The organism is Pseudomonas sp. St386 (assembly GCF_018325865.1).
GTDB lineage: Bacteria > Pseudomonadota > Gammaproteobacteria > Pseudomonadales > Pseudomonadaceae > Aquipseudomonas > Aquipseudomonas brassicacearum.
Genome location: NZ_AP021900.1, coordinates 4741132 through 4753057 on the forward strand (window position 1 = coordinate 4741132; position 11926 = coordinate 4753057).

At 60.0% G+C, this 11926-nt stretch carries 5 protein-coding genes and 1 pseudogene; 2 read left to right on the forward strand and 4 right to left on the reverse strand.

Annotated elements, in window-relative coordinates; translation table 11 throughout:
- The first annotated feature begins 189 nt into the window (after positions 1–189).
- Positions 190–1848, forward strand: a complete 1659-nt coding sequence (locus KI235_RS20870) for a cyclic peptide export ABC transporter (RefSeq protein ID WP_003203965.1) — start codon at positions 190–192, stop codon at positions 1846–1848.
- A gap of 37 nt (positions 1849–1885) precedes the next feature.
- Positions 1886–6049: a non-ribosomal peptide synthetase gene (locus KI235_RS20875; RefSeq protein ID WP_212795277.1), complete on the forward strand. Its 4164-nt coding sequence runs from the start codon at positions 1886–1888 to the stop codon at positions 6047–6049.
- Positions 6050–6403: 354 nt separating this feature from the next.
- Here the strand turns inward: KI235_RS20875 and KI235_RS20880 are convergent, their stop codons facing one another.
- The 4 genes and pseudogenes from KI235_RS20880 to KI235_RS20890 form a co-directional block, all read right to left on the reverse strand.
- Complete coding sequence (locus KI235_RS20880; RefSeq protein ID WP_212795278.1) at positions 6404–7834, reverse strand: IS1182 family transposase; 1431 nt, start codon at positions 7832–7834, stop codon at positions 6404–6406.
- Positions 7835–8083: 249 nt separating this feature from the next.
- Positions 8084–8475 (reverse strand): annotated as a pseudogene (locus KI235_RS30690) (hypothetical protein); the annotation flags it as partial.
- A 224-nt stretch (positions 8476–8699) separates the two neighbouring features.
- On the reverse strand, positions 8700–8867 hold the full coding sequence (locus KI235_RS20885) for a nucleoid-structuring protein H-NS (RefSeq protein WP_155499102.1): 168 nt from the start codon (positions 8865–8867) through the stop codon (positions 8700–8702).
- Between the two features lie 245 nt (positions 8868–9112).
- Complete coding sequence (locus tag KI235_RS20890) at positions 9113–11584, reverse strand: TonB-dependent receptor (RefSeq protein WP_212795279.1); 2472 nt, start codon at positions 11582–11584, stop codon at positions 9113–9115.
- Positions 11585–11926: the final 342 nt, after the last annotated feature.

The following is an 11926-nucleotide window of genomic DNA, read 5'->3' on the forward strand; positions in this document are numbered from 1 at the left end:
ACACCTCGATTTCACAGGGAACCGCGTCGCCTTCATCGCGGGCAAGCCTTGCTCCCACAGAATAAATTCCCCTCCTCTCAAATCGTTCTAAAGAGGGGCACAACCCAATCCAGCGTGCCTTCGCCCTAAAGCCCTCCCGGCGAACACCCGCGATGGCCTTCGCCCTTTTCATCAAGCAGGGAAACCTCCATGAGCCAACCAACACGCGGAGTGATCAATGAACTGTTCACCCTGCTCAAACCCTTCAGGCTGATTGTCGTAGGCTCCATCCTCTTGGGCATGTTGGGCGGCCTGAGCATCACCGCGCTGCTGGCCACCATCAACGACGCCCTGAACGCCGCCGTCACGCCCACGTTCCAGATGCTGATGAAGTTTGCCGGTCTCTGCGCGGCGGCCCTGCTGACCTCGATTCTTTCCGACATCGGCACCAACCACGTCGGCCAGAACATCATCGCCGAGCTGCGTAAATCCCTCGGCAAGAAAGTGCTGCTGGCGCCCATCGAACAGATCGAGCGCTTTCGCAGCCATCGGCTCATCCCGGTGCTGACCCACGACGTCAACACGGTCAGCAGTTTCGCGTTTTCGTTCGCGCCACTGGCCATCGCCTTCACCGTGACCCTCGGTTGCCTGGGTTATCTGGCCTACCTGTCGCTGCCGATGTTCTTGTTGCTACTGGTGGCTCTGGTGATCGGCACGGTGGTGCAATACGTGGCCCGGGCCCGCGGCATCCGGGGCTTCGAAGACGCCCGCGAGGCCGAAGACGCGCTGCAGAAACACTACAGCGCAATCGCCGCCGGAGCCAAGGAACTGCGCATCCATCGCCCACGCCGCCAGCGCATGTTCAGCCAGCGCATCGAAGCCACCGCCGACTACATCTGCGACACCAATATCCGCTCGGTCAACACCTTCGTGGTGGCCAAGACCTTCGGCTCGATGCTGTTTTTTGTGGTTATCGGCCTGGTGCTGGCCCTGCAATCGCTGTGGCTGGGCACCGATAAGGCCGTGCTCAGCGGTTTCGTGCTGGTGCTGTTGTACATGAAGGGCCCGCTGGAATACCTGGTGATGACCTTGCCGGTGATCAGCCGGGCGAACATTGCGTTCAAGCGCATCGCCGAACTGGCCGAACAGTTTTCCTCACCCGAACCGCACCTGCTGCTCAATGACAAGCGCGTCGCCAAGCCGACAATCCAGCAGCTGGAATTGCGTGACGTGCATTACGCCTTCCCGGCGGTCGACGGCAGCCAAGCCTTTGCCCTTGGACCGGTCAACCTGTCCATTGCCCAGGGCGACATTGTGTTCATCGTCGGCGAGAACGGTGGCGGCAAGACCACGCTGATCAAGCTGCTGCTGGGGCTCTATGCCCCCCAGGGCGGCGACATCCTCCTCGATGGCGAGCCGGTGCTGGCGGCTCAACGTGACGATTATCGCCAACTGTTCACGACGATTTTTGCCGATTACTACCTGTTCGATGAACTGGTCCAGGGCGATCAACAAGTGCCTGAAAATGCCAACCGCTACCTGGAACGCCTGGAAATCGCCCATAAGGTCAGCATCCGCGACGGTGCCTTCAGCACCACCGACCTGTCCACCGGCCAACGCAAACGCCTGGCGCTGCTCAACGCCTGGCTGGAAGAACGCCCGGTGCTGGTGTTCGATGAATGGGCCGCTGACCAGGATCCGGTGTTCCGCCGCATTTTCTATACCGAACTGCTGCCGGAACTGAAGGCGCTGGGCAAAACCATCATCGTCATTTCCCACGACGATCGTTACTTCGATATCGCCGACCAACTGATCCGGATGCAGGCCGGTCGGGTCGTCAGTGAAAAGGTCCCGGCAGCCTTTGCCTGAGCCTGCCCGACGCAATGCTGTTTACCGCGAGAACACCATGAACGAACTGCTAGATGATGATCTGCTGACGCTGCTGCTGGAGGATGTCGCTGGCGACAGGCACGAAAGCTCCCGCCGGCTGGACCGCGCGCCCTTGTCTTTTGCCCAGCAACGCTTGTGGTTGGAGCAACAGCGCGACCCGACCCGTTCGGCCTACAACCTGCCACGCGCCCTGCGCCTGACGGGCGAACTCAATGCCGACGCCCTGGAGCAGGCACTCAATCGCGTCATCGACCGCCACGACATCCTGCGCACCGCGTTCATTGAAATCGACGGCGCCGCGAGCCAGGTGGTCGAGCGCAACGTTTGCCTGACCCTGCACCGGGATGACCTTGGCACGCTCGACCAGCCGGCACGCACCTTGGCGCTCTCACAGCGCATCGAGCAGCATGCCCGGCAACCGTTCGATCTCACCCAGGCGCCGCTGATGCGGGCAACGCTGCTGCGGCTGCGCAGCGACGAACATGTGCTGTTGCTCAACATGCATCACATCGTCTCCGATGCCTGGTCCAACACGATCCTCATGCAGGACATGACCCAGGCCTATGCCCAGGCCTTGCTCGGCGATCCGTCAACGCTGCCGCCGCTGCCCATGCAATACGCCGACTACGCCACCCATCAGCGAGGCGAGTACTTGCAGAGCGCAGCCTGCCAGCGCAGCGGCGAATACTGGAGCAATTACCTGGGCCACGACCTGCCCACGCTGGAACTGCCCCAGGATTTCCCCCGCGCCACTCGCCAGCAACCGATGGCCGGACGCGTGCATGTGGCGCTTGCCCCGGCAATGGCCCAGGCCCTGGAAGCATTCTGCCAACGCCAGGGGCTGACGCCTTTCGTGGTGGCGCTGGGTGCCTGGCAATTGTTGCTGGGCCGCTACGGCAACCAGAACGACTTTACCGTCGGCGTCCCCAACGCCAATCGCAACAGCCATGAAAGCCAGGACCTGGTGGGTTTTTTCGTCAGCAGCCAGGTGTATCGGGCGCGGATCGACTCGGCCCGCAGCACGTTGGAATTTCTCCGGGATCTACGCGCGCTGTCCCTCGCCGCGCTTGAACATGCCGACTACCCGTTGGAGCTGATCCTTGATCAGTTGCAACGTCCCGGCGTACAGGGCGCCAACCCGCTGTTCCAGGTCTTGTTCAACTGGCGCACCGGCACGCCCGCACTGCCGGCGCCGACCCGAGGTCAACTGACGCTGGAATTTCTCGATACCGGTGACAGCCAGGCCAAGTTCGACTTGTCGCTGGATGTCGACTATTCACAGCAGCAGATCGTGGCGACATTCGAATACCGCCGTGATCTCTACCGCGCAGACACCATCGAGCGCATGGCCGAGCACTGGCAGAACCTGTTGCGGGGCCTGATCGAGACGCCCGAACGCGCCCTCGGCGAACTGCCATTGCTCAACACCGATGAACAGCAGCAAACCCTGGACCACTGGAACCGCCAGCCGACTCGACTGCATCGCGGACAGTGCCTGCACCAATTGATCGAAACCCATGCCGCCGCCACGGGCGACGCCATCGCCCTGACCTTTGAAGGGCAGCACATGAGTTATGCCAAGCTCAACCGACAAGCCAACCAATTGGCCCATCGGCTGATCGCCCAAGGCGTCGGGCCCGACGTATTGGTCGGCATTGCCGTCGAGCGCACGCCGCAGATGATCATCGGCCTGCTGGCGATCCTCAAGGCCGGCGGTGCCTACGTGCCACTGGACCCGGCCTACCCGGCTGACCGCCTGGCCTACATGATCCAGGACAGCGGCGTCACGCAGATCCTGACCCAGGCCCATCTGCGTGAATCGCTGGCGCTGCCCGCTGGCATCAACTGTTTGTTGCTCGACCCCGTCGCTGTCGATGGCGACTATCCCGAGCACAATCCTGACGTGCCGATGCACCCGGATAACCTGGCGTACGTGATCTACACCTCAGGCTCGACCGGCCAGCCCAAAGGCGCGTTGCTCGCCCACCACAACGTCAACCGATTGTTCCAGGCCACGGACCACTGGTTCAGCTTCGATCAGCAGGACGTCTGGTGCCTGTTTCATTCCTATGCCTTCGACTTTTCCGTGTGGGAGATTTTCGGTGCCCTGCTGCACGGCGGTCGACTGGTCATCGTGCCCCACGCCGTGAGCCGTTCGCCGGAGGATTTCTACGCCCTGCTTTGCCAGGAAAACGTCACGGTGCTCAACCAGACGCCCTCGGCATTCAAGTCGTTGTTGCAGGTCGCCTGCGCGCCTCGCCAGCCTCTCGTCCACCGGTTGCGTCAGGTGATTTTTGGCGGCGAAGCAATTGATGTGCAGAGTTTGCGCCCCTGGTTCGAACGGTTCGGCGACCAGGCGCCGCAGTTGATCAACATGTATGGCATCACCGAGACGACGGTGCACGTCACCTGGCGACCACTGTCGATGAATGACTTGCACTGCGAGGCCGCGAGCCCTATCGGCGAGCCTATCGTCGACCTGTCCTGGTATCTGCTCGACGCGCACCTGAACCCGGTGCCCAAGGGCTGCATCGGTGAGCTGCACGTTGGCCGGGCCGGCCTGGCCCGCGGCTACCACCGGCGCGCCGACCTGACCGCCACACGGTTTATCCCCGATCCGTTCGACCCTATTCCGGGTGGACGCCTGTATCGCACCGGCGACCTGGCACGCTACCGCACCGACGGCAGCATCGAGTACATCGGACGCCTGGATCATCAGGTCAAGATCCGTGGATTCCGCATTGAACTGGGCGAAATCCAGGCTCGCCTGCAAACCCTGCCGGCGGTGCGCGATGGTGTCGTGCTGACCCATGAAGGCCCCGGCGGCCTGCAACTGGTCGCCTACGTGATCGCCACGCAACCGGCCACGGCCGAGTTACGCGAAGGTCTGTTGACCGCGCTCAAAGCGCAGTTGCCGGACTACATGGTGCCCAGCCATCTGCTGTTCATCGAGCACTTGCCGCTCAATGCCAACGGCAAGCTTGACCGCAAGGCCTTGCCGGAACCGGACGCCTGTCTGTGGCATTCGAATTACCTGGCGCCCCGCACACAGTTGGAAGAAGCCCTGGCGCAGCTCTGGCAACAGTCCCTCAAGGTTGAGCGCATGGGGATCAATCACAGTTTCTTTGAACTGGGCGGGCATTCGATCCTGGCGATCGAGCTGATTGCCCAACTCAAGGCCCGCCTGAATATCACCGTGCGGCTGCAGGAGTTGCTGGCCAACCCGAGCGTCGCCGAGCTGGCGCTGTTCATTTCGCAAAAGCACCGCGAACAGACCCCATGTCTTGTCCCCTTGAACACCACCCCCACCGGCGCGCCGCAGTTGTTTTGCCTGCATCCCAGCGGTGGCATCGTGTTCTGTTACCAGCCGCTGGCGCGCAAACTCCAACCTCGGGCGCGCACCGTTGGCGTCATGCACCGCGGCTTCAGCGAACCCCACGCAGGGCCTGAAGCCTGGCGCGAGATGATTGCCGATTACAGCCAGGAAATCGTCACGGCCCAGCCGCAAGGTCCCTATTACCTGATGGGCTGGTCGTTGGGCGGCGCCATCGCGCTGGACATCGCCGCGACGCTGGAAAGCCAGGGCCACACCGTGAGTTTTCTCGGCTTGGTGGACAGCACGATTCCTGAACACCTGTACCCGGCGACGTTGTCGCGTCATCGGCATTTACCAGGCGCTGAACAGGCCGACCCGGCCTCTCAGGATCTGCTGGAGGCCATCGAATATTTCGACCTGCTGTTTCCGACCCTCACCGAACGCACGGCGGCTTACCGGCAAGAGCACCCCGCCAGCACGGTCCAGGCATTCCATGAATGGGCCACCCGCCAGATCGAGCCGGGGCGAGGCGATTTGCTGTCAATCGTGCAGAGCGTCAAGGATGAAGTCATGAACGCTCAGGCGTTCTCCGTGCATGATCGGTTGCTGGAGGCCTTTGCTGGGTTCACGTTCAAACCGGTGCGGGTACGACCCAGTTGCTGGTGGACACAGGCGGAAAAAACTCCGGAAGAATTGGCGTTTTGCGAAGCCTTGATAAAGGGTTACAGCCTGGCCGGGGAGCTGCAATGCTCGGTGCATTCTCCGTTGCGTCATCGCAGTATGATTTTTGATGATGCGTTGCTTGATTCGCTGGTCGAGGTTTTTTTGGCCAGTACGATTGAAGGGGAAAAGCGCTTAGGGTAGGTGTGTATATCCGTTTCTTCGGTAACGGCGGCTTAGGGTTCCGCCCTTACGGCGGCTCACTTTTGAAAAGCCCGGAAGCCGGCCCAGTCAAAAGTAAGCAAAACGCTACATGCCCCACCACTTGGTGCCTCGCCTAGGCTCGGCATGCCCTCACTCCGGCATTGCTCCGTGGGCCGCCGCGAAGGGCCATCCATGGCCCAGAGTGTGTAAAAACAGAAAAAACATCGTCGGCACGTAGTGCCGACAGGTGTTGGCCAACTGATTAAAACCTGAAGGGTTCCTGTAGCTCCAAGCGGCCCCTACGAACGCTAGCAAGGCTTCATAGCTTGATTAACGGGGCAAAACGGCAGGCTTTCAGGCCGCCAGCGCCTTCATCAGACCCTGCGCACCAAGGATTTTCATCACTCTTTTCCAATTGTAAGCGAGCACATTCAAGCTCATTTCAGTGCTGACCCCAGCCAGCCGCCGTGTCAGAAAATGCGTCGCTCCCATCCATTGCTTCAGCGTCCCGAAGGGGTGCTCGACCGTTCGCTTGCGGATGTTCATCATCTGCGGCTCATTGTTCAGCCGGGCCTGCATTTCCTCCAGTAACGCCTCATGTTCCCAGCGCCGAATTTTTCGCTCTCTGGCCGGTGTGCATTGCGCCTTTATCGAACAGGCTCGGCAGTTGGAGTGCCAGTAAACGTCCAGCTTCTTGCCCTTGTCGACGTAAGAGTTGCGCCAGATCAGCACTTGCTTGGCGGGGCAGACGTAGACATCTTTGTCTGCGTCGTAAACAAACTCGTCATTGCCGAAACGGCCATCAAATTTGGCCCGCGAGCTCAGCGTTTTCGGCACATAAGCTGTGATCCCTGCCTCGTGACAGGCCAGGATTTCTACGCTTTTGTAATACCCTCGGTCCGCCACCACCGACAACGATTCGATTTGCATCGCCTCACGGGCCTGCTGGGCCATCGAGCTAAGCTGATCACGGTCGTGACCGACATTGGTCACCTCGTGCGCAACGATCAAATGGTGTTTGGTATCGACTGCTGTCTGCACGTTGTAGCCCACGATGCCATGACCGCTCGTCATCATCATCGAGCGCGCGTCCGGGTCGGTTAGCGAGATCTGTTTGTCCGGCGATGCTTCAAGCTGTATTTCAATCGCTTGGAGTGCCTTCATCTGCTCCTTCAATTTGGCGATTTTCTCTTCCAGGCCGCCTTTGGGCCCTGAAGACTTGGGCTCTTCCCGATCAGCCTCATCCAGGGCTTTCAGATAACGGGCAATGCTTGACTCGATGTCTTCCATCCGGCGCTTCAGCTTGGCGCTGGTAAAATTGCGGTCGCGGTTGTTCACCGCCTTGAATTTACTGCCATCGATGGCAACGAAATGCTCCGAGAACAGCCCCAATTGTTGACACAACACGACGAACTGCCGACAGACTCCTCGAATGGCCTTTCCGTTGTCTTTGCGGAAATTGGCGATGGTCTTGAAATCCGGCATCAGGCGACCGGTCAGCCACATCAGCTCGACGTTGCGCTGCGCCTCGCGCTCAAGGCGCCGGCTTGAATGGATACGGTTGAGATAGCCGTAGATGTAGATCTTCAGCATGACTGCAGGGTGGTAAGCCGGTCGGCCCGTTTTAGCGGGGACAGCGCTGTCAAAACCCAAGCTGATCAGGTCGAGCTCATCCACGAAGACATCGACAACGCGCACCGGATTGGTGTCGCTGACGTAGTCGTCCAAGCTCTCGGGGAGCAAGGTAGTTTGATCTCGGTGTTCACCTTGGATGAAGCGTTTCATGGGCAGCCCTTGCGATGAAGTCCTGGGGAATCATAGCAAGGGTTGGCTTCGGGGTTTTTACACACTCTGGGCCCAGCGCGGCTCTCCCGGTCGTACGCCCATCAGATCTGCTTGAGCAGAATCTGTGGGAGCAAAGCTTGCGCGCGAGGCGGCCTTACAGCCGGCCTGGCTCTCCCGCTCGTACTCCGATCCCATTGTGGGAGCGAGCTTGCTCGCGAAGGCGTCGGCACAGCCAACATCACAGCAAACTGATCCACCGCTTTCGCGAGCAAGCTCGCTCCCACATGGGGCTGGCGGGTGTTCACAGCATCTGCACACGACACAAAAAACCTGTGGGAGCGGGCTTGCTCGCGAAGGCGTCGGCTCAGCCAACATCACAGCAAACTGATCCACCGCTTTCGCGAGCAGGCTCGCTCCCACATGGGGTTGGCGGGTGTTCACAGCATCTGCACACGACACAAAAAACCTGTGGGAGCGGGCTTGCTCGCGAAGGCGTCGGCTCAGCCAACATCACAGCAAACTGATCCACCGCTTTCGCGAGCAGGCTCGCTCCCACATGGGGCTGGCGGGTGTTCACAGCATCTGCACACGACACAAAAAACCTGTGGGAGCGGGCTTGCTCGCGAAGGCGTCGGCACAGCCAACATCACCGAAAACTGACCCTCCGCTTTCGCGAGCAAGCCCGCTCCCACATGGGGTTGGCGGGTGTTCACAGCATCTGCACACGACACAAAAAACCTGTGGGAGCGAGCCTGCTCGCGATGACGCCAGCACAGCCAACATCACTGCAAACTGAACCACCGCTTTCGCGAGCAAGCCCGCTCCCACAGGAGAAACGCGGTCTCACCAAGAACCAGGCCGGCTGTTAGGCCGCCTCGCGGTGGACGTTGATCTCAGGCGCCCCGTTAACCACGCTGGCCGAACGCAGGTATTGCGTAGTGGGCACCTCGGCATGGATGCCGAGGTAGCCGCGCTGGGCAATGGATGGCCCTTCGCGGCGGGCCCACGGAGCAATGCCGGAGTGAGGGCACACCGAGCCTAAGCGAGGTGCCGAGTGGTGGGGCAAAAGCGCTTTGGTTACTTTCGCCTGGGCCGGCATTCCGGCTTTTCGAAAGTGACCCGCTGTAAGAGCGGAACCGCCAGTAGCCACTACCGAAGAAACGGATATGCCCCCTCCCCACGCCCAAAAAAAACGGCGCCTCCCAATTCCTGAAAGAAGCGCCGTTTTTCCAAGTGAACAACATTACGCACAAGACGTTTTTCTAGTTCTCGCGCAAATCAGAACTGCGGTTTGTAAGTCACGCTGAACATCAGATTGCGCGGATCACCAAAATTGTTGTTGCCATTGAGCTGGTTGTAAGCGGACGTTATGTACGTCTTGTCAAACAGGTTGTTGGCATTGACCGCCAAAGCGATTTCCGGCGTCAGCTGATAGCCGACACGGGCGTTCCATACGGTGTAACCCGGGATTTCACGATCATAGTCGTAAACCATCGTGTGGCTTTGGGTGGTGAAGCCCAAGCCGGTGCTGACACGGCTCCAGTCGCCAGTGAGCTGGTAGTTGCCCCACACCCGCAGCATGTGTTTCGGCGTCCAGGTGCTGAAGATTTTGCCTTCATTGCTGTCAGTGTCCTCCAAGTACTTGGTAGTGTTGTAAGTGTAGCCCGCGAACAGCTGCAAGTTGTCTATCACTTCACCACTGATCTCAGCATCGATACCCTGACTGCGCACTTTCCCCGCGGCAGAGGAGCAGTTCAGTCCAGTACAGCCGGCGATGGAGACGGCACGGTTCTCGTGGTCATAGCGGAAGACGGCCAGAGAGGTATTGACCCGACCATCCATCAACTCGCCCTTAAGGCCGGTTTCGTAGTTGGTACCGACTATTGGCTTGAGCACCGAACCGCTGGTATCAAGGTTGGTCTGCGGCTGGAACACATCGGTATAACTGGCATACACGGCCCATTCACGGCTCAGGTCATAGATGATACCGCCGTAGGGCGTGACCACTCCGGTTTCAGTTCCGGTGCTTGGCGTGTTGGTGACAATACCGTTGGCCGCGGTTTCGGTTTTCGACTTGTAGCTGTAGTCATACCAACTGACCCGGGAACCCAGCACCAGCGTCAAGTCGTCGACCGGCTTGACGCGCCAGGTGCCGTACACACCTTTCTGGCGGATATCGTATTTGCTGAGGGTACCCTGGCCGCCCGGGCTATTGATCAAACTTTCATAGCTGATGTCCGGACGATCATTGTTCAGATCGAAGATGGAGTCGCTGGTGTTGTTGAAGGTACGGGCGTAGCGATCATCCGTCTCCAACTGAGAGAAGTTGCCGCCCAGCATGACTTCCTGCTCCATCGACAAGGCTTCGAACTTGCCAGTCAGGTTCATGTCCAGACCAGCCTTCGTGGACTGGAAATCGGTCACGAAGTCGGCATATTGCACGCCACTGCCATCCGCCAAGAGACCACCACCCCTTTGGACTCGCTGGTTTTTCGCCTGGTTGTCTTCGGTCATGTACACGGCACCGACCTTGAAGGCCCAGCCATCGTTGAAGCGATGCTCCAGATCGGTGTAATAGGTGGTGACATCGATTTCTGACCGGTTCCAGCGCGCGCCCGTATAGGTCGAACGCGACACGTCCGGCATCGAACCGTCAGCGTAGCGTGGCAAGCCACGGATATTGCCGCGCGATTCGCCGTTGGATTGGCTGACCGCGAAGCCCAGGGTGGTGTCTTCGTTCAGGTCGACGTCCAGCGCGCCGTACAGCGAATGGGTCTTGCTCCACGCATGGTCGACGAACGAGTTGCTCTGGTCTTCGTCGACGACGATGCGGCCGCGAATGTTGCCGGCCTGGTTCAGCGGGCCGCCGGCGTCCAATTGCAGGCCGTAGTGATCCCAGGAGCCGGCCTTGCCGGTCAAGGTCACGGTGGGTGCGTTCTGGCCACGCTTGCGCACCAGGTTGACGGCACCACCGGGGCTGCCAGTGCCTTGCAGCAGGCCGGAGGCGCCGCGCATGATTTCCAGGCGGTCGAAGAAGATCAGGTCCTGGGTCGCCCAGTTGCCCAGCGAATAGGTGTTACGCGGGATCGGCACACCGTCGTACTGCCAGTCGTCGATCTGGAAACCGCGGGACGACAGGATCATGCCCTGGCCGACGCCCTGCAGGCCGACGATGCCGGTGGTCTGGTTGACGGCGTCCTTGAGGCTGACCAGGTTCTGGTCATCCATCTGCTTGCGCGTCATCACGGTGATCGACTGGGGAATTTCCTTGAGGGTGTGGGTGCCCTTGCCGATGGTCACGGCGTTACTGGTGTATGAGTTGCTGCCTTCGGTGGTAGCGCCCACCGATTCTGCACTGATGGTGGTCGCGCCCAGCTCGAGGCCTTCACCGGCAGAACCGCGCACCAGCATCAAGGTATTGCCCTCGACGCTGTAACGCACGCCAGTGCCCTTGAGCAATTCGGCAATGGCCGTCTGCGGGCTCATCTTGCCGCTGACGCGGGTGCTCCTCAGGCCGGCCATATCAGCAGCGTTGTAGATCACTTGCTGGTTGGTCTGCTGACCGAACGCTTGCAGTGCCTGCGGCAGCGGTTGCGCAGGAATGTTGATGCTGACGTCTTCAGCCATCACCTGAGCGCTGAGGGGCAGTACGCAGACCAACCCCAGACCGGCCAACACACGCCGCGAACGCAGGCCGCGGGACATGACGAGTGCCTTGAACAGAGGTTTCAACTCATGAATGGATGACATCGTGCTCTCTATTATTGGTAGAAGTAAAAGTCCATGGGGCCGAAGGGCCCGCCGCTCGCCAGCACACGTGAACCCGCACGGTCGATTGCCCCAAGGCAATGTCAGTGCATGGCCGACCGGCCCCTCCCCGGGCACGGTCATCTGGCTGGACGACGGCGAAATCTTTGCTGGACAAACCCGGTGCCTGGACGTCCTGCCCGACCCGATTTGCCCACATACCTAAGTAAGACGCAGCACTTGGCAAAAACCGGAATGAGTTTATTTATCATTCGCGAAAAAGATTAAAAAAAAGGCCGTCGCTGTTGGGCGACGGCCTTTTGTTTCGTGTGATCCGATCGTTCC